13 protein-coding genes and 8 pseudogenes are annotated in these 17,534 nt (G+C 55.8%); 14 read left to right on the top strand and 7 right to left on the bottom strand.

The features are described from left to right. The first annotated feature begins 4 nt into the window (after positions 1-4). The 4 genes from IPP88_18770 to IPP88_18755 all read left to right on the top strand — a co-directional run bounded on the left by IPP88_18770 (position 5) and on the right by IPP88_18755 (position 3,092). Positions 5-283 carry a hypothetical protein gene (locus tag IPP88_18770; protein ID MBL0124667.1) on the top strand — a complete coding sequence of 93 codons (279 nt, stop codon included), beginning with the start codon at positions 5-7 and terminating at the stop codon, positions 281-283. Then, positions 208-732: a hypothetical protein gene (locus IPP88_18765; GenBank protein MBL0124666.1), complete on the top strand. Its 525-nt coding sequence runs from the start codon at positions 208-210 to the stop codon at positions 730-732. The genes IPP88_18770 and IPP88_18765 overlap by 76 nt, the downstream gene beginning before the upstream one ends. After that, on the top strand, positions 729-1,223 hold the full coding sequence (locus IPP88_18760) for a hypothetical protein (GenBank protein MBL0124665.1): 495 nt from the start codon (positions 729-731) through the stop codon (positions 1,221-1,223). The genes IPP88_18765 and IPP88_18760 overlap by 4 nt, the downstream gene beginning before the upstream one ends. A 1,275-nt stretch (positions 1,224-2,498) precedes the next feature. Next, on the top strand, positions 2,499-3,092 hold the full coding sequence (locus IPP88_18755) for a prepilin-type N-terminal cleavage/methylation domain-containing protein (protein MBL0124664.1): 594 nt from the start codon (positions 2,499-2,501) through the stop codon (positions 3,090-3,092). Between the two features lie 387 nt (positions 3,093-3,479). Here the strand turns inward: IPP88_18755 and IPP88_18750 are convergent, their stop codons facing one another. Then, the gene (locus IPP88_18750; protein MBL0124663.1) at positions 3,480-3,896 is read right to left on the bottom strand and encodes an ATP-binding protein; all 417 of its coding nucleotides are present in this window, start codon (positions 3,894-3,896) and stop codon (positions 3,480-3,482) included. Positions 3,897-4,081: 185 nt separating this feature from the next. On the opposite strand from IPP88_18750, the gene IPP88_18745 reads away from it, so the two are divergent. Next, positions 4,082-4,573: a hypothetical protein gene (locus IPP88_18745; protein MBL0124662.1), complete on the top strand. Its 492-nt coding sequence runs from the start codon at positions 4,082-4,084 to the stop codon at positions 4,571-4,573. A gap of 9 nt (positions 4,574-4,582) precedes the next feature. On the opposite strand, the gene IPP88_18740 is transcribed toward IPP88_18745, so the two are convergent. Continuing rightward, positions 4,583-5,206: a hypothetical protein gene (locus tag IPP88_18740; protein MBL0124661.1), complete on the bottom strand. Its 624-nt coding sequence runs from the start codon at positions 5,204-5,206 to the stop codon at positions 4,583-4,585. Between the two features lie 441 nt (positions 5,207-5,647). On the opposite strand from IPP88_18740, the pseudogene IPP88_18735 reads away from it, so the two are divergent. Continuing rightward, a pseudogene (locus tag IPP88_18735) lies at positions 5,648-6,315 on the top strand (prepilin-type N-terminal cleavage/methylation domain-containing protein). A 118-nt stretch (positions 6,316-6,433) separates the two neighbouring features. Here the strand turns inward: IPP88_18735 and IPP88_18730 are convergent. Next, positions 6,434-8,403, bottom strand: a pseudogene (locus IPP88_18730) (cation:proton antiporter). 44 nt (positions 8,404-8,447) lie between these two features. Between IPP88_18730 and IPP88_18725 the strand changes: the two are divergent. The 4 pseudogenes from IPP88_18725 (at position 8,448) to IPP88_18710 (ending at position 11,592) form a co-directional block, all read left to right on the top strand. Further along, a pseudogene (locus IPP88_18725) lies at positions 8,448-9,443 on the top strand (KpsF/GutQ family sugar-phosphate isomerase). Positions 9,444-9,471: 28 nt separating this feature from the next. Beyond that, positions 9,472-10,008, top strand: a pseudogene (locus IPP88_18720) (phenylphosphate carboxylase subunit delta). Between the two features lie 2 nt (positions 10,009-10,010). After that, positions 10,011-10,428: pseudogene (locus tag IPP88_18715) on the top strand (CopD family protein). Positions 10,429-10,438: 10 nt separating this feature from the next. Then, positions 10,439-11,592, top strand: a pseudogene (locus IPP88_18710) (class I SAM-dependent RNA methyltransferase). 540 nt (positions 11,593-12,132) lie between these two features. On the opposite strand, the gene IPP88_18705 reads toward IPP88_18710, so the two are convergent. The 3 genes and pseudogenes from IPP88_18705 to IPP88_18695 all read right to left on the bottom strand — a co-directional run bounded on the left by IPP88_18705 (position 12,133) and on the right by IPP88_18695 (position 15,047). Continuing rightward, positions 12,133-12,366: a hypothetical protein gene (locus IPP88_18705; protein MBL0124660.1), complete on the bottom strand. Its 234-nt coding sequence runs from the start codon at positions 12,364-12,366 to the stop codon at positions 12,133-12,135. 369 nt (positions 12,367-12,735) lie between these two features. Then, a pseudogene (tadA, locus tag IPP88_18700) lies at positions 12,736-13,883 on the bottom strand (Flp pilus assembly complex ATPase component TadA). Between the two features lie 29 nt (positions 13,884-13,912). After that, a pseudogene (locus IPP88_18695) lies at positions 13,913-15,047 on the bottom strand (type IV pilus twitching motility protein PilT). Positions 15,048-15,129: 82 nt separating this feature from the next. Between IPP88_18695 and IPP88_18690 the strand changes: the two are divergent. Further along, positions 15,130-15,411 (top strand): hypothetical protein, encoded by a 282-nt coding sequence (locus tag IPP88_18690; protein MBL0124659.1) that lies wholly within the window; start codon positions 15,130-15,132, stop codon positions 15,409-15,411. Between the two features lie 139 nt (positions 15,412-15,550). On the opposite strand, the gene IPP88_18685 is transcribed toward IPP88_18690, so the two are convergent. Further along, positions 15,551-15,946, bottom strand: coding sequence for a hypothetical protein (locus IPP88_18685; protein ID MBL0124658.1), 396 nt, complete (start codon positions 15,944-15,946; stop codon positions 15,551-15,553). On the opposite strand from IPP88_18685, the gene IPP88_18680 reads away from it, so the two are divergent. From IPP88_18680 to IPP88_18670, 3 genes are all read left to right on the top strand, one after another. Beyond that, entirely contained in the window at positions 15,845-16,057 is a 213-nt protein-coding gene (locus IPP88_18680) for an NAD(P)-binding domain-containing protein (protein ID MBL0124657.1), read from the top strand. The two genes, IPP88_18685 and IPP88_18680, sit on opposite strands and share 102 nt — an antisense overlap. Positions 16,058-16,351: 294 nt before the next feature. Next, the gene (locus tag IPP88_18675; GenBank protein MBL0124656.1) at positions 16,352-16,696 is read left to right on the top strand and encodes a hypothetical protein; all 345 of its coding nucleotides are present in this window, start codon (positions 16,352-16,354) and stop codon (positions 16,694-16,696) included. Between the two features lie 395 nt (positions 16,697-17,091). Next, positions 17,092-17,298, top strand: coding sequence for a YggT family protein (locus IPP88_18670; GenBank protein ID MBL0124655.1), 207 nt, complete (start codon positions 17,092-17,094; stop codon positions 17,296-17,298). Positions 17,299-17,534 lie beyond the last annotated feature (236 nt).

The following is a 17,534-nucleotide window of genomic DNA, read 5'->3' as shown; positions in this document are numbered from 1 at the left end:
TCACATGACCGCCAAAGCCTCAAGCGGAGCCTTCAGGGCGCTGCGGTTTGCCGGCCTCGTCGCACTTTCCGGCCTGGGCGTCGCCATTTTCCTGGTGAGCGGCAGCTATCTATTCTGGCAATCGGAAACGAATTCCGAGGTCGTCTCTCAGCGCAATTTGCAGGAGCTGCGTAATCGGCTGGAACGCTCAAACGCGAGCGTGCAGACTTGCAAGGATCCGAAGAGACCTACAAGAGCCTCGTTGAGCGCGGCGCGTTTGCGCCGGAACACCGATTGGACCTGATCGAGGCGCTTGCTGAATTGAAGAGGCGCCACAAGCTGCTGGGACTTGAATATGAGGTGGCGCCGCAGCGGCCGCTTAAATTTGCGACCGGCGTCAACTATTCATCTGTCGGCATCATGGCCAGCCGCGTGCACATGAAGATTCAGGCGTATCACGATGGTGATCTGGTTGGTTTTCTGGATGAATTTCCGCGCATCCAGCGTGGCTTTTTCCCCATCGACAAATGTTCCATCAAGCGCGCCGCCGGTGCTGAACAGCGAGCGGCGGCAACGGCAGGATTGACTGCGCTGCCGGCAGCAGGATCAGCAACGCCGCCCGTGGCTGTCGTACCATCGAATGCCGTGGCTGCCACCATCGAAGCGGATTGCACGCTTGAATGGATTACGCTCGTCGACAAGAGCAAGCCCGCGAATTTGCAGGCCGCCGCCGAATCGCGAAAACCGCTATGAACATATTTGAGAAATCGCTGATGCTGGCTGTTCTGGTTGTCGCAACGGAAGGCATCGCGCAAACCAACAACGTGCAGGTAACAGCGCCTTCGTCTGTCGACAAGATTGCACCGGTGACGCAGCCTTTGGCGGGAACATTATTCTTCGGCCGCGAACAGCGCGACCAAATGGATCGCGTGCGAAAGGTTGGCGCGGTTGCGGTGATTGATGATGCGGGTGTTTTGGTTGAGCCTGCCGTATCGGTTTTGAATGGGTTTGTTAAGCGCAGCGACGGGCAAACCACAATTTGGGTGGATGGGCAGGTACGCAATAACGTGCAAAGCTTGAAGGCGAATGGATTGCAGCCGCAAGATGTGGGTGGGCCTTCCGAAGCAATTCGGGTTCTCGACCTAAGTAGAACGGCTGCTGTGTCGAAGCCCCCAATGCGGCCAAGAATTGCGAAGAAACTGGTTTCTCACAAGATCGCAGCCAAACGCGCTGCAAAGAAGTGAGCTGCGCGCAGTGAGTCGAGCATTCACAACTACTAAACGCACAAGCCCGTCAAGCAAGAGCAATGGATTTGTGTTGATTTTCGTTGTGCTCGCAATGTTAGGCATTCTAGGCATTGTCTTCATTACGGACCTTGCCACGGGTAACCGAAAAATTTCACGCGGCGAGAATACATCATTGGCCTTGGCAAAGGCTAAGGAGGCGTTACTCGCATATGCAATTACGCGCGATGATCCTGGGCGGCCCGGTGAGTTTCCATGCCCACAAGAGTTGCACCAACGGCATCAAATTACGGTCTAGATTTGGGGTCATGCGCAACGGTTCGGATCGGACGGTTACCGTGGAAAACACTTGGGATACCAGAGATTTTTGACAGCGACGGCGAGCCACTTTGGTACGCAGTATCAACGAATTTTCGCCCGGCTGTCGCAAAGATCAACAGCGATACCTTGGGCTCATTGACCATTTACGATGTCGGCGGCACTTCTATTCTAAAGAGTCAAGTCGTGGCAATCGTATTCTCCGCTGGCGCGCCGGTTTCCAATCAGGCGCGGACAACTGCAGCGTCCTTTTGCGCAACTACCGCAACAAGTATTGCCGGAAACATCTGTGCTGCAAACTATCTGGAAAGTAGTTCTGGCCGGAATAATGCGACCAGCGCTGGGCCATACATCGCGGATCGTGTCAGCGCAACGTTTAACGACCAGATAGCCTACATTACGACGGCGGATTTCATGCCGAAGAATCGAAGATCGAATTGCGGCGATTCTGACGCGCACATTGAATGATTACTATGGACAAATAGCTACTACCCATACGCCGCGAACTATCCTGACTATGCCTTTCAAATGGGCTGAACTGTGTGAACAGTACGTATTCTGGAAGATTACCCTTGTACATTGCGGCAAGCCCACATTCTGGATTGCCGTGCACGGGTTTGGCGGACTGGCAGCCAGTCGGTAATCCGAATGGTCTACCGGCCTGGTTCACTGGAAACGAATGGAATTCAGCCGTTCACTACGTGATCGGTAAGGCCTTCGAAAAAGGTGGTACGAAGTCATGCGTGGTTGCGGGTGATTGCCTCACCGTAGGATCAGACAATGCCGTTCAGGCTGCATTCATTTTGCCCGGCATTGCGACGCCTACGCAATCCCGACCGTCTTCGATTTCTACAAATTACCTAGAGCCGACCGGCTTGGCCTCCGCCGGCTTACATACGTCCCAACGACCTCAACGTTGCCTACGCGCGATCGCGTGATCGCAATAAAAAACTAGTCATGCCGTTGCCCACGAAGAATTTTCCAATGCACCATCAAACTGCGGTCAATCGTGGGTTCACGCTGATTGAGATAGCGGTTGTGTTGGTCATTTTGACCATCCTCCTTGCCACGTTAGCGATACCAATCACAACGCAACTGAATCAGAAACGCGCCGCTGAAACTCAAAAAATGTTGGACTTGGCGCAGCAGGCTCTGATTGGATACGCGGCAGCAAACGGCAGAATCCCGTGCCCCGCAACAGATGGAGTTACTGTCGGTGCTGTCAACTCGTTTGGGGATGAAAGATTTGCATCGCCTGCAGACGCGGCGGCTGGAAAGTGTGAATATTGGACGGGCTATTTGCCAGCAGTAACTCTAGGATTGAGCCCTGTCGATAGCCAAGGCTTCATGATTGACGCTTGGGGACTACAGCAGAATCGGATTAGGTATGCGGTGTGGGGATCGGATACGGTCCCGATAAATGGGATCTCATATCCTTTTACCAAGGCTGGCAATATGAAATTGGCAACAACGACATTGCTTTCTGAAAGCACGTCCAAGTTTCTTTCGTGTGCCAATCGGCGCCAGTTGGCACGTTACCGACGGCAGTGACGAATCCTGCTGTTACCAACGGCAATGCATGCGGTGCGGGCGTGGTGAAATTGACTGACAAAACGCCCGCAGTCGCATTCCTTGGGTGCGAATGCTGCAACGGGTGGGGCCGGAGCCGATGAAGGTTTCAACGTGAAGACTACAGCGACCCAAACCTTTGCATTCGTATCTCATACTCCGACTGTTGGCGGGGCAAATGAGTTTGATGATATGGTCAACTGGATTTCCCTGAACGTACTATTCAATAGTATGCAAGGCGCGGGAAAGCTGCCGTAACATCAAAAAAAGTCCGCAAACAATGAGCGTAAACACAAGCACTGGCGCGCCTCGCAGACCATAAACACCTGAAAACCCCCACCAATAGGCGTTCTACGTTATTTTTCTTGCCTACGCCCGCCGCAATTCAAACCGGACCTCCCCCGCCCGGTTGCTCGCCAAAATCAGCACATATCCCAACTCATCCGCCTGCCGAAACGCCTGAAACAGGCCGATACCGTATCCGCTTCGGCGCGAATTGGCGATTGGCGATCGGAACAATTCATCCGCTGCGCTGCCGGGAATGGCGCTGCCGGTATCGGTGATCGAAAGTACCGTGTTTTCGGCGGCTATTGCAATTTCAATCTTGACTTCAATTGATGGATCCGCCAACTTCTTCTTGCGCGCATTCTCGAGACAGTTTTCCAGTACGTTGTCGAAAAGCGCGGAGGGAATTGTTCCGCTGAGGGTGCCGTGTGAAGCAAAGGTCGCATCGTCATCGGCGTGCCGGACAAGCACTTCTTGCCACCAGTCGTCCGTGGAAAGCATGATGTTGCGCCGGCCAGCGCGGGATTCTGCAATTTGTCCAGCGTGGATTGCAGGCGTTTGGCCAGTTGTGGCAGTTGCCGTTCGAGCATGGCCTCATAGGGCGTCTTCTTGCGGCGGTTGTCCGGCGGCTGGGCCACGCTCGCGGAGGTTAGCGCGTACAGCGACTGCAGCAGGTTTTTCATATCGTGCGTGAGGCGCGCGCCGGTCTCGTGCACCGCTTGCATATAGGCATTCTGTTTCAGGACTTGTTCGCGGCGTTTGCCTTCGTAGAACTCGCCGACCACCTGGGCCAGCAGCCGCAGGTGAAGAAACATCGCGGGGGACATGTGGATCTCGGTATAAAAAATGATTTCGAGATGGTGGTATTGAAAGCGCGAATCGAATTCCGTCTCTCGCCCATAGCGGCCCGGGCCATCGGGCGACGTCCACACGCCGCCGACGATCCACGGAAATTTTTCGATCTCCTCAAGTGTCTGTTGCAGGAAGCGCGCCGAACTCAATTCGGTTTCAGACAATTCCGCGACGCGCCGCATCCACAATTCGAACGGCATGCCAACGCTCATCAGGTAGTGCGAGAAATACGTGCGCAGCCCATCGAAGCCGGTGCGCGGCCCCCACAACACCGCGAGGATGAAAGTGCCGCGGAAAACGCGAGTACCGTCAGCACCACCGCCTGAAAGTACTGGTTATGAGTGATTCGCATCGCGGCGATGGTGCCGAGCACCAGTACAACGACCAGTTGAAATACGATCAGGCTGTAGAAGAAATCGAACACCTGTGTCGTCGCTTCCATCTTCCGCCCGGAACGGCAGCACGACCATTAACAGCAACGACAGCGGCAGCAATACGCTGACCAGCACTCGTAGGCCGGGTGGCAGGTCGGTGATTTCCAGCAGCGCAACGGGCACGGTCCAGATCAAGAGAATCGTGAATAGATAAAACACCGCGACCAGATAGGAGCGGCTGCGCCGTGCAGCCTGCGACGTGAAAACCTTGCCGCCCATGATGGCGATGAGCATGGCATGCCACGTGGCCAGCATCCATCCCGACAGGCTGTACAGCACGACGCCCGTGATCCCGAGGAGCAGGAACAGGGCAAACACTTTCAGTTCGCGCTCGGTGCTGATGAACGGCTGCCAGAGGAGGAACAGCCCGAAATGCACCATCAGCCAGATGCGCTGAAAGTCGCTTCCCGATTCCGACAACAGCCCCGCGTGCAGCGACAGCAACATCGCCAGAATGACCCAGCGACGGCCGCTCACGATCCAGGAGATCAGGGGTTTATCGGTAGCAGGAAAATGGTTACTCACAAATGAGTGGGCGGTGAGTGAAGGGCATGGAACGAAAGCCTAGCCTGAATTGACGCGCCGCGCCAATAGGGGCCGGCCGGCCATGATGCAGCTTGCACCAGGCCTGTCGAATATCCGGACAGGTGTACGGCGCAGCGACATAAATCCGTGTCGAATATTGGCCACTCGCTGTCTGAAATGGGTGCGGGGAATATTTTTATATTATAAATCAACGCTATAGAATATTGGCACGACGATTGCTTTTATCTGCTCAAGCTGTTCAATGACAAGATTGGAGTTCTACATGAAAGCCATCGACCACATGAATTTGTATGACCTCGCAACAGCATTCATTGCTTTTTGGGATGGTACTCGGTCTCGCCATCAACTAAGAACACAAACTAAATCAAACGCACCCTAACCAACGGAAATTCGGGGAATGAAATGAAAAATATCAAGAGCATGAAAAATCAGCAGTCGGGCTTTACCCTAGTCGAGATCGCCATTGTATTGGTGATTATCGGTCTACTGCTTGGCGGCATCTTGAAGGGGCAGGAATTGATCAATAGCGCGAAGGTCAAGGCAATGGTCAACGACATGAAGCTGGTCGCCACGCAGGTATACGGCTATCAGGATCGCTTCAAGGCGATGCCGGGGGATGATCCGCGCGCAAATACCAATCTTGCGGGCGCGACCACTGCTACCACGCCGGCAGCAACGCTGGCGAATGGACGCATCGAAGGCGCGTGGAATTCGACCACCGTTACGGATGAATCATTCCTGTTCTGGCAGCATGTTCGCTTTGCAAACCTCGCCACGGGCTCGACGAATACGGCGGCAGTCGACTATCGTCCCCTCAATAGCGAAAATGGCAACCTCGGGATCACCAGTGCTCCGGTATTGACGGCACCTACCACCCGTTCAGCGGTTCGTTTTTTGTTTGTCAGGGAAATATCAACGGGCGCTTCTCGCGTCAAATCGATACGACGCTCGATGACGGTAATCCCGCCACCGGCTCTGTTCGAATCATGGCGGGCAACAACCAAGCGACCGCAGCCGATGCAACCACGACGGCGGCGATGAATACCGCCGGTGATGGAGCGGTCTATACGGTATGTGTCGCGTTCTGATTGCGTGACAATAGAAAAAGCCCGCTTCGGCGGGTTTTTTCGGATGGGAATCGCGCCTGAATTGCCGCATCGCCAAGGGCTATCCGGCCGGTCCTGTTGAATACAGTCAGGAATGCGGCTACCCCTGTAACAGCCGTATCTCCGCCTTTGCCAGTGACTCGGGCGTCCCCGTCAACACCAGCACATCGCCAGATTCGAGTCGCAAATCAGGCTGCACTTCGGTCTCGCGTGCGCCTTTTCGTCGCATCGCGGTAAGTTGAATCCCGATCTCATCGAATCGCAGAGATGCAATGGTCTTGCCGACGGCCGCCGCACCGGCATCGATGCTGATCGACTGCATGCGCGGCTGTTGCCCGTCAAATTGCGCATCGTCCATATCGGTCACGCCTGGAAAGAAGCCACGCATCAGCGCATAGCGTTCACCGCGCACCTGTCGCAGGCGCGCCAAGCACTTTATTGAGCGGCACGCCCAGTAGAAGCATGGTTTGGGTGGCGAGCATCAGCGAGCCTTCGACAACTTCGGCGACGATTTCGGCGGCCCCGGCAGATTTGAGCTTCTCCACATCCGTATCGTCGAACGTGCGCACGATGACCGGCACATCGGGGCGTAGCGCGCGCACATGCGAAAGAATGGTCATGGCGGCATGGGTGTCGGAAAAGCTCACCACCACGGCGGAGGCTCGCGGCAGCCCGGCGGCCGTCAGCACTTCCTGGCGCGCGGCGTCGCCGAACATGACGGAATCGCCCGCAGCTGCCGCCTGCTTGACCCGCATCGGGTCAGCGTCAAGCGCGATGATGGAGATTTTTCCTGCTCCAGAAAACGCGCCAGGCTTTGTCCCGATCGACCGTAGCCGCAAATGATGACGTGCCGCTTCTTGCTCATCGACTTGATGGCGAGCTGCTGTAATTGCGGCGCGCGCTTCCCACTCGCTGGCCACCAGCCGCATGACGATTTTGTCGCTGTGGGCGAGGATCAGTGGAGATAGCAGCATTGAAATCAGCATGGCCGCCAATACCACCTGCACCGTCGCCTCGCCCAAAGCATGGTGTTGGCCGGCAAGGGACAGCAGCACGAACCCGAATTCGCCAGCAGGCGCCAATGCCAGCGCGCAACGTAGCGCCACGGCTTTGTCGTTCTTCATCACCGTGGCCAGGACAATGATCACCAGAAATTTGAGGGTGATGAGCGCCACCAGCACAACAAGCACGATGCCCCAGTGGTCCAGCACCTCCCCGCAAATTGAGCTGCATGCCGATGGTGATGAAAAACAGGCCCAGCAACACATCGCGGAACGGCTTGATGTAATCGTCGACCTGATAGCGGTATTCGGTTTCCGAGATCAGCATGCCCGCGAGGAAGGCGCCCAGTGCCAGGACAAACCCGACGCATCCGTCGCCCATGCGAGCCCCAGTGTACAAACAGTACCGCGAGCACAAACAGCTCGGAGGATTTCTGCGCGGCGATCACGTGAAACAGCGGACGCATGATGCGTTGGCCGAGAATCAATATGACCGCCAGCACCGCGCCTGCTTTTAATAGTGCCGCGCCAATTTCAAAAGCAATTTGCTCACCCGACAGCGCCAGCGCGGGTATCAGAACAAGCAGCGGAATCACCGCCAGATCCTGAAACAGCAAGACACCCATGATTTGTTTTTGCCGTGCAGGGAATGTTAGGTCTGCTCGGCCAGCACCTTGGGTAATGATGGCGTGGACGACATGGCGAGAATGCCGCCAAGAATCAGGCCCGCTTGCCAGGTTTTTCCGCCAGCATCGCGATACCAATAACGATCAGGATGGAGAGGACGACCTGGAGCCCTAAAGCCCAGCACCAGTTTGCGCATCGATACCAATTGCGGCAGCGAGAACTCCAATCCAATCGAGAACATGAGAAATACGACGCCAAACTCGGCCAGATAGCGCGTACCCGGCGTGTCGGGTACCACGCCTAGCGCGTATGGACCGATCAAAACACCGACCAGCAGGTAACCCAGAATTGCCGGCATGTTCAGGCGGCGAAACACGACCACCGTCACGACGGCCGTCGCCAAGAGAATTACAACCAGCGGCAGTGTGGCATGTGCGGTCATTGACGCTTATGTATGAGAAGGTAGGATGACATTACAATGTCGATATGCAGAGTCTATTACAACCTCGTTCTATTTCAGATATTGCGCGCACGCTGAATCTCGCGCGGGAAACGCTGGCCATTGAAGCTGACGCGGTGATGGCGCTGTCGCAAAAACTTGGCGATGACTTTCTTGCCGCGCACAAGTTGCTCTACGAGGCCGTCGAAAACAAAGGCCGCGTGGTGGTCACGGGCATGGGCAAAAAGCGGACACATCGGCGGCAAGATTGCGTCCACACTGGCCTCCACCGGAACGCCTGCTTTCTTCATGCATCCCGGTGAAGCCAGTCATGGAGATTTGGGATGATCACGGCGGGCGATGTCGTGATCGCGATCTCCAATTCGGGCGAATCCATTGAAATTCTCAATATCCTTCCGCAACTTAAGCGGCGCGGCACAACTATCATTGCAATTACCGGGCGGCCAACATCAACGTTGGCACAAGCAGCGACTGTACATCTGGATGCGGCCGTAGAGAAGGAAGCGTGCCCGCTCAACCTGGCGCCCACGGCGAGTACGACGGCTACTCTGGCGCTCGGCGATGCGCTGGCGGTAACCTTGCTCGACGCACGCGGCTTCGGCGAAGAAGACTTCGCGATGCACCATCCGGGCGGCTCGCTTGGCCGCAGACTCCTGATGCACGTGAGTGATGTGATGGTGGTCGGCGAACGCGTCCCCAAAGTGGCGGGAAATGCCCTGTTACCGGCGGCCATCATGGAAATGTCCAAGAAAGGACTGGGAATGACGGCGGTCGTCGATGCAAACGATACCGTGTTGGGCGTGTTCAGTGACGGCGATTTGCGGCGCGCGCTGGAGGCGCACGACAATATCCGCGCAATACCTGTTGCTGACGTGATGACACGCACACCGAAGACGATTTCCGCGAACAAGCTGGCGGTGGAGGCGGCGGAACTCATTCAACGCCACAAGATCGGCTCCAGCGGCCTGCTGGTGGTGGACGAACGCAACAAGCTGCTCGGCGTCGTGCAGTGCTTGAACTGATGCGTGCAGGTGTGCTGTGACGCGCTGGATCGCGCCCCGGTGTGTCGGAAATTGTGCTGGCCGTGCGGCGCGCGTCAAACTGGCAGTGTTCGATGTCGATGGCGTATTGACTGAGGGCCAGCTCCACTACGGTCCATGGCGAAGAAACGAAGATTTTCAACTCGCTCGACGGCCACGGCCTGAAAGATGCTGCAGGAGTCCGGTGTCGAACTGGCAATCGTTTCCGGTCGCTCATCGGAGGCGCTGGCAAGGCGCGCAAAGGATTGCGCATCACCCAGCTCTTCATGGGATTTCCGGCAAGCGTGAGGTGTTCGATCAGTTGCTGAACGGCCTGTCGATTGAGGCTGCAGAAGCGGCGGGACTCGGTGATGATATTGTTGATCTGCCTTTTCTTTCGCACTGCGGCTTTGCGGCCTGTGTGCCTGCCGCGCCCGAATACATGAAACCGCACGTGCATTACGTGACACAAGCCGCGGGCGGCCGCGGCGCCGTACGCGAATTCTGTGAGCTCATCATGCATGCGCAAGGCACACTTGATGCGGCATTGAAAAAATACCTGGAATAGACATGCTTTGGATTAAGTCGTTTCACATTGTTTTCATGGTGGCGTGGTTTGCCGGCTTGTTCTACTTGCCGCGGCTGTTCGTCTACCACACGCAGGCGGAGGGATGCGGTTTCCATCGAGCGATTCAAGATCATGGAGCGCAAGCTTTACTTCGGCATCATGACGCCGTCGATGTTGATCACGGTTGCGCTCGGCACCTGGCTATGGCTCGGTTGGTGGAGCAATGCCGGTGGCTGGATGCATACCAAGCTCGCGCTGGTACTCGTGCTGATCGCGCACCATTTCTATCTCGGCAAATTGATGGTTGACTTCAAGCGCGACAGTAACCGGCATGGCCACGTTTTTTATCGCTGGCTAAATGAAATCCCCGCGTTGCCGGCTTTGATCGGTATCGTCTACCTTGTCGTCGCCAAAGCCTTTCTAGGACCAAATGAGCGAACATTTTTTTGCCCCGTGTCCCCGGGTTAGCCGGCGCTCTCCCCGTCCAGCTTGAGTCGCTGGGGGCCACGAATCTGCTGGCCCAGGACGCCGGCGTTTCCTTTGAGGGTGACAAGGCGCTCGGATATCGCGCCAATCTTCATTCGCGGATTGCGAGCCGAATTCTTTGGCGAGTAGCGTACTTCCCGTATGAGCAAGAACAGCATATTTACGACGCGGCATTCCTGCAGCCGTGGCCATCCTGGTTTGACGTGGCGAAAACCATCAAGGTCGAAATCAATGCGCACCGCTGTCCGCTCAAGAGCCTTGATTTCATCACCCTGCGTATCAAGGATGCGGTGTGCGACAAGTTTCCGCGAACAAGTAGGATCGCGGCCTTCGGTAGATGCGCGTGCGCCCGACGTGCGAATCCATGCGTTCCTCGACGCCACCCACGCAACGATTACCTGATCTTTCCGGTGAACCCTTGTTCAAGCGCGGCCTGCGCAACGTCCCAGTGAAGCGCCGCTGAAGAAAAACCTGGCTGCGGGCATTATCAAATTATCGGTTAGGACACACAAGAACCGTTCATGGACCCGATGTGCGGCAGCGGTACATTCCTGGTTGAAGCGGCCGAGATGTCGCTGAATATCGCGCCCGGCCTGTCGGGCAACCGATTGCGCGAATTTGCTTTTACACCCTGAAGATTTTTTGATCGCGCGATGTGGGACGCCGAAGTGAGCCGCGCGCCGCTATGCAGAAACCGGCACCCTCAACGCCACTGCCGATTTATGGTTCCGATAAATGGCTATGCGATCACCGATGCGCGTGAAAACCTCACTGCCAACCAGCTATTCGATTTTGTGCATCTCAAGCAAGTCAATATTCTCGAGGTTTTCGGCCCCGGCGCCCAGTGGCGTTATCGTCACCAATCCCCATACGGGAACGGCTCGGCGAAGTGGACGATCTCGCCGCGCTGTACCCGAAGCTCGGGGACGTATTAAAGCAGAAATTTGCCGGCTGGCGGGCGTTTGTTCACCGGCGATCCGCGGCTTGCCAAGTTGATGCGATTATCTGCCATCAAGCGTACGCCACTCTTCAACGGCAAACTCGAATGCCGTTTGCTGGAATAAGATCATCGCGGGCAGTAACCGCAAGCCCGCATAAATAGTCAAACACAAGGACTGGCGCGGCGTTTGGCGGTAAAATGGCTGTAAAGCCGCGCCAGATATAGAGTTTTGTGGTTAGTCATGGGGAAGTGCGACCATGTCGACAAAGCGATCCTACCGGTGTATCACCAGCCGCTCGCGATGTCGAAACAGATATTCGGGTGCAATGCCCATCATGGCTCGCACGGTACGTGACAGGTGCGCGGAATCGCGAAACCCGCTGACAGCGCGGCGGTTGTCAGCGAACTCCGCAATGGCAGGTCCAGTGCGCGTCGCAGCTTCATCCACAACACATAACGACGCACCGGCACCCCGACGGCAGTCTTGAAAACATGTGCGAATCGCGACGGTGAAAGGTGCACCTTTCAGCGAGTGCGTCGATGCTGCCGTAAAGCTCAGGCGATTCACGCAGGAATCGCACCGCAGTATCAACCGGCTATCGGGCTGTGGTGATGTGACCAAGTCCGATGGTGCCAATCGAAAATTCGCGCAATCAATTGCTCGGCGTCGGCGAGTAAAGTTGCCGGATTTTGCAGCATTAACCAGTCTTCCGTGCCGGAATGACGGCAGCCAAATGCATGTGGCGCATTTCCAAAGCGCTCGAAATGCGATGGAAGCTGGCACTTTCCGGTTCCCAATAAAGCGCGGCAATCGACGTCGTCACTTCGGCCGTCGCGTATTCGGTATCCAAAGCACGTAGACCACACTGTTTTCCAGAACCGTCCCATCCGCAAGTGTTACGCGCATCTTTCCCTCTGATGCGTTCAGCCATACAGCCGCGTGATTGCGATGCAGGGTAGTGGCGGTGCTGGGACCTACGTACAAAAACGTTCATCCCAGACGTACAAATGCACAGGTGGCGAATTTGCCCGTCATGAAATAGCAGGTTTATTCAAAGTGAATAGCAGGTTTGTTCAACAAGTCGGCAGGTTTATGCAAGAAGCGGGGGGGGAACGATCACATACCAATTATGCGTTCAAACCTCATCGAAAGGGGCATCATGAAACGCTTCCATTGACACTAACACCAATGCCGCTCAAGCGGTGACCTTGTTCCTCGCGAGCGCTTTGATATTTACGGTAGTCGGCAGCATCGTAACGCTCTATCAGGCTTTTGCCCGATTTTCATAGCGCCGCTGGCTTCAGACTACTTGACGATTTCCGGGTGTTCGAGCCCCGCCGCCAGATCTTTTCCCGGCGTTCTTGCCTTCGAGTTTGATCTTCGGGCGCAAATCGTTTAACGAGTCCGCATTTCGCAGCGCGTCACTCGTAGAAATCATGTCGGCCTCGAGAAAGGTCGAAACAGCGCTTGGAACGAATCGTCTGCATGCCGATTTTCCGGGAGCGCTTCACGATCTCCTTGATCTCGTGCACTTCACCCTTGAAAATCAGATCCTGAATCAGCGGTGAATTCAGCAGGATCTCGATGGCGGGCCACACGACCCTTGCCTTCTTTCTGGAATGAGCCGCTGCGAAACAAATGCTTTCAGGTTCAGCGACAAATCCATCAGTAACTGGTGGCGACGTTCTTCCGGGAAAAAGTTGATGATGCGTCGAGCGCCTGATTGGTGGAATTGGCGTGCAGCGTCGGCAGCACACAGTGGCCGTTTCCGGCGAAGGCAATCGCGTAGTCCATGGTCTCGCGGTCGCGAATTTCGCCGATCAGGATCACGTCCGGCGCCTGGCGAAGCGTGTTCTTCAGCGCCGCGGAACCAGTTGTCCGTATCGAAAGCGCCAATTTCGCGGGGTGACGATGCAATTCTTGTGTTCGTGCACATACTCAACCGGGTCCTCAATGAATGGATGTGCCCGTAACTGTTTTCATTGCGATAGCCGATCATCGCCGCAGCGACGTCGATTTTCCGGAACCGGTACCACCAACCAGGATGACCAGTCCACGCTTGGTCATCGCCGTCTTCAGCACGACCGGCAGGTTCAAAGTCTTCCATTTTGGGGGAATGGCCGTCGTGATGGTACGCAGCTCCAACCCGATTCTTCCTGCTGCACGAATGCGTTGACGCGATGGCGTCCATTCCCGCTGGCGCAATGGCGAAATTGCATTCCTTGGTCGCTTCGAATTCGGCTGCCTGCTTGTCGGTCATGGCGATCGACCGCGCGATCTCGCCGGTATGTATGGGCGACAGGCTCGACTGGGGAAACCGAGCGTCATCTTGCCGTCGATCTTCATCGCGGGCGGAAACCCGGCCGTGAGAAACAGATCGGACGCCTTCTTTAGCGAGCATCGCGCGCAACAATTCGTGTACAAATTTAGTGCCTGGTCACGTTCCATAAATTCTCCAGTGGCCGCAATACGATCAATTAAACGCGTCTTTGTTGGAAGCCTTGTTGCGCGCTTCGGCAGCCCGTGATGACGCCGCGTCGCACCAGGTCGGCCAGATTCTGATCCATCGTCGCATGCCGATGGCCTGCCCGGTTTGAATGGCCGAATACATTTCCGCAACCTTGGATTCGCGAATCAGGTTGCGAATAGCGGGCGTGCCAATCACGATCTCGTGCGCCGCAACGCGTCATTGCCGTCCTTGGTCTTGCGTAAGTTTGGGGAAATTACCGCTCGCAGCGATTCGGACAACATGGCGCGAATCATTTCCCCTTTCTCCGGGCGGCCGGGAACACGTCGATGATACGGTCGACCGTCTTCGCGTAGTCTGGTATGAAGCGTGCCGTAAATACCAGGTGTCCGGTTTCGGCGGCGGTCATCGCCAGGCGAATCGTTTCCAGATCGCGCATTTCACCTACCAGAATGATGTCCGGATCTTCACGCAACGCTGATCTCAATGCGTTGGCAAAGACAGCGTATGGGCCCGACCTCCGCTGATTCACGGGAGGCACTTTTTTGACTCATGCACAAATCGCATCGGATCCTCAACCGTCAGTATGTGGCCAAACTCATTGTCGTTGATGTGGTTTCACCATCGCCGCCAGCGTGGTGGATTTGCCGAACCGGTTGGCCCGGTCACCAGCACCATGCCGCGCGGCTGGTTGGAAATTTCCTCGAAAATTTTCGGTGCGTTGAGATCAGCCAGGGACAGGATCTTTGACGGATGGTACGCATGACCGCACCCGCGCCGCGCTGGTGGTTGAAGCATTGACCCGGAAGCGCGCCAGATTTGGAATCTCAAATGAGAATCGCATTCGAGGTTTTCCTCCCCGTAATGCTTGCGCTGTCCATCATTCATGATGTCGTAGACCATGCCGTGTACGTCATCATGCGCAGAGAGCGGGAAACATTGATGCGCCGAACATCCTCGTGCACGCGGATCATGGGAGGCAGCCCGGCTGAAAGATGGAGATCGGATGCCTTGTTCTTGAATACACCAAATGCGAGGAGTTCAGCAATTTTCCATTTATACTTTTCCTTGGCGGTTTCCAGCCGAACATGATGTTGGATTGAATCTGCGGAATCGGCGGCAAATAGCCCATCGAACGGACACATTGCTTGCCAAAGCGAACGCAGTCAGCGAAAGTGGCTTCTCAGCGAGTGATTATGTCCCCAATCCAGATCGGACTTGCAACACGTGAGAGCCTGCATCAATGCCGCGATTGCACGATTGCCGCAGACGCGGCAACGGCCGGTAACACTGGTGGCCGTGTCGAAGGCGGAAAAAGCAGTTGACGAACTTCGCGAGCGTTTGCCTGGACAGCGCGCATTCGGCGAAAATTATGTGCAGGAAGCCGTTACTAAAAAAATCGAGGCGATGGCCAATTTGCGATCGCAGGGTTTGATTTGGCATTTCATCGGTCCGCTGCAGAGTAACAAAGCGAAGCACGTGCCCAATTATTCGACCCTGGATAAATAGTACACTTGAAATCCTGCAATGCAACAAAAAAAAAAAAAAAGCGCACAAAGCGCACTTACCATCTCGTTTGAAGATTGCCCAATCACTGTCGGCGCACCGCCATGGTCGCCGCCGCTGAATGTTTGCCTGCAGATCAATGTCAGCGGAAGCCACCAAAAAGCGGCGTGGGGCCGCCAGCGCGCTGGCGCTTGCCCGCGAGATCGCCAGTCTGCCGCCTCAGATTTCGCGGGCTGATGACGATAATTGGAAATACCCCGGATGAAACCGCAATAAAGGACGCAAATTTCGTATCATGCATCAGTTGTTTGACGCGATGAATCGGGACGAACTCGCCATCGACCCTTCCAATGGGCATGTCGCGTCGATTATGGTGTGGCGATAGAGGAGGGGGCCACCATTGTGCGGGTCGACAGTGCAATTTTTGGGCGAGATCTTGAAAATTCTGTTTATCAGTGGCGGCAACATGTGTCAGGCGATCATTGGCGGCCTTATCGCGAAAGGGACACCCACCAGCGACCTTCAGCGATTGAACCATTGGCGGAAACGCGCGGGCGCTTGCAAGGGTGGGTGTCGCGTCAAGTGGCGAACTTCACGAACGCGATCTTTCGCTGTCGATGTCCTGGTTTTAGCTGTCAAGCCACGATGATGATGGCTGCCGTCGCGCCGTTCGCAGGAAAGCCTGAAGGCGCAGCTGGTAGTGAGCATTGGCTGCGGCATTCGCACGTCTGATCTTGCCAATTGGCTGTCGCGGGAAGGGGGAACACACGGGCCCATCGGGCGGAAAGTCCATATTCCGGAACATCGTGCGCGATGCCGAATACGCCTGCCCTGATTCGGGCCGGCATCGGCTTTGGGCTGTTCGCCATGCCATGCGTCAGCAAGGATTCGCGTGCAATGGTGCGAGATAATGAGTGTGCCGTCGGCAAGACGGCGTGGTTTGATGAAGGCAATGCTGGATACGGTCACCGCCGTTTCGGCAACTGGGCCTGCGCCGTGTTCTATTTCATCGAGGCATTGGAGCAAGCGGCACAGGGCTCGGCACGACGAATCCACAGCGCTTGAATTTGCGCTGCAGACATTTCTCGGTAGTGCGCAGCTCGCCGCGCACAGCGATGAGGCGCCAGCGGTGTTGCGGCAACGCGTCACCTCCAAACGCGGCACAGCAGGCGCGCCATTGAAGGCCTTTGATGCGCAAAATGAAGCAGCACTTCTGGCTGCCGGTGTTGCGGCAGCGTGCGAACGCTCGCGCGAGCTGGGGGGACGAAGTGAGCGGGGAAACCGCTGACGAAACAGGAGAAAAATCTGATGGCCACGCAAGCACCCCAGCCTACCTGCTGGAATAAATATTCAACCTGTTTGTCCTGGCGGTACTCCCACGCTTTTATGCCCAGGCGTTCCAGGCGCCGTTTCACCAATCCTATCGCCAATTTCGTCGTTGCATTGACTAAAGCTTTACCGGTGAAACCAATGCGCAAGAAGTCGTTCCCGGAGTCATGGTACCCGATCTCACTTCATTTGCTGGTGAAAATGGATTGCCCAGACCGTTCTGCTCGTTGCCATCTATGCAATCGTGAGCATCAATATGCTTATTGTGCCCGGATTTTGGCCAAACCACCGTTTTCCTCCTGGCGCTGGTGAAGCTTCTCAGTTGTCCATCTATCTGCTCATGGGCGTGAGGTCATCATTCAGGCGGTTATTTCCTGGGTCAGCCCCTACCATCCCATCCGGCCATTCTTTGATGCCCTGTGTCGACCATTCCTGCAGCCATTTGAGCGCCTGATACCACTGGTCGGCGGGGTTGATTCCCATCGCCGATGGTCCTGCTGGTCATCCTGCGGGTCATTCCTGATCGCGCCTGATGGCCTGGTTGGAGTTGGAGACCGGTAAACTTTTGCTGAAAAGATTTGGCGCGGGGTGATTCGCGCGCGGCAACAGGTGCGTTTCATACCAAATCGGCCCCTCTGTGCAAGCATCATGTGAATTGGTGCGGGAACATATCCTTCGCGCCGATGCAGTACACTCTTGAACGACGCAAATTTGAAGCGAACGCCAGACGACAGTTTCAACGCAAATATCAATAGCCGCTAGAAACTGAAATTGCCCGCTATAACCAATGGCGGCAA

It is taken from the genome of Betaproteobacteria bacterium, assembly GCA_016720925.1.
Taxonomy (GTDB): domain Bacteria; phylum Pseudomonadota; class Gammaproteobacteria; order Burkholderiales; family Usitatibacteraceae; genus UKL13-2.
This window is presented reverse-complemented; position numbering and strand designations above follow the sequence as displayed.

Bases quoted from the DNA above. Each gene is read 5' to 3' on its own strand.
- IPP88_18770 (MBL0124667.1), top strand. From the start codon at position 5: ATGACCGCCAAAGCCTCAAGCGGAGCCTTCAGGGCGCTGCGGTTTGCC.
- IPP88_18760 (MBL0124665.1), top strand. From the start codon at position 729: ATGAACATATTTGAGAAATCGCTGATGCTGGCTGTTCTGGTTGTCGCA.
- IPP88_18755 (MBL0124664.1), top strand. From the start codon at position 2,499: ATGCCGTTGCCCACGAAGAATTTTCCAATGCACCATCAAACTGCGGTC.
- IPP88_18750 (MBL0124663.1), bottom strand. From the start codon at position 3,896: ATGCTTTCCACGGACGACTGGTGGCAAGAAGTGCTTGTCCGGCACGCC.
- IPP88_18705 (MBL0124660.1), bottom strand. From the start codon at position 12,366: ATGGCTGAACGCATCAGAGGGAAAGATGCGCGTAACACTTGCGGATGG.
- IPP88_18685 (MBL0124658.1), bottom strand. From the start codon at position 15,946: ATGGTTCAATCGCTGAAGGTCGCTGGTGGGTGTCCCTTTCGCGATAAG.
- IPP88_18675 (MBL0124656.1), top strand. From the start codon at position 16,352: ATGAAGGCAATGCTGGATACGGTCACCGCCGTTTCGGCAACTGGGCCT.